The following is an 890-nucleotide window of genomic DNA, read 5'->3' on the forward strand; positions in this document are numbered from 1 at the left end:
TTCCATCAGGGGCGAATACTGTTTCGATAGAAAAGTAGCAGTTTTGCTAGGTAGGCATTTTAAGCGTTTCGCCGCTCTTGAACGTGTACACGCTGGGAATCCACTCATAATGTACTTTTTCCAGATCTAACGTGGCGAGCAATTTATCCTCTTCCAGCAGCGAGTTATGGTCAAACTTAGTTGTGTATAACACAGCTTGCCCGGGCTCGACTTCGAGAGAGGCTGAGATTTCGAGCGTTTTTACGGGATTGCCCATCATATCCTTGATTACTAATGCACCTTTAAATCCAGACAACTCGCTTTCACCGTTGTTTTTTATAACGAGCTCGATGTCAATATAGTCGGAGTAGATTTTTTTCTTGTAATTTTTTTTCTCTAATTTAAATGAAACCAAGTTGGCTGTTAGTGCAGCATTCATGATAGCCAAGGCTTCAGTTTTTTGTTTGCTAATTTCCTCCAAAAGCGCGCGTTGTTTGGTTTCGTTATCCTTTATAGCTTGCTGCTGAGCTACTTCTGCCTCACGGATGGCTTGCTGCTTGGCGGCTTCCTCCTCTTCCTTAATGGCTTGCTGCTTGGCCGCCTTAGCGTTTTGTTCATCCAGCCATACTTGCTGGGCGATGATCGCCTCGCCGATATTTATGGGCTTTCCTTTGTGTTCACCGAGCGCGTAATCCATAGCAGTGCGGACTAAGTAGGTTTGCAGTAGCGTTCGGTCAGTTTCACTGAGGGCTTGAATGGCTCTTTTCGCCTGGTAGGCATCGATGACATCCAACACGCTATTATTGTTCGTGGGCAGTGAAACACTCTTAGGATCCGGATCGCGGCAAGCTGCCAACGCAAGACACATCAAAGGAATGATGAGATATTGTAGCTTCACGATTTAATCCTTT

1 protein-coding gene is annotated in these 890 nt (G+C 45.4%); it reads right to left on the bottom strand.

Annotated features, from left to right (window positions below):
* Window positions 1-46: 46 nt before the first annotated feature.
* The gene (locus D8U69_RS20445) at window positions 47-877 is read right to left on the bottom strand and encodes a cell envelope integrity protein TolA (protein ID WP_130908008.1); all 831 of its coding nucleotides are present in this window, start codon (window positions 875-877) and stop codon (window positions 47-49) included.
* Window positions 878-890 lie beyond the last annotated feature (13 nt).

It is taken from the genome of Pseudomonas sp. Sample_16 (assembly GCF_004307665.1).
Lineage (GTDB): Bacteria > Pseudomonadota > Gammaproteobacteria > Pseudomonadales > Pseudomonadaceae > Aquipseudomonas.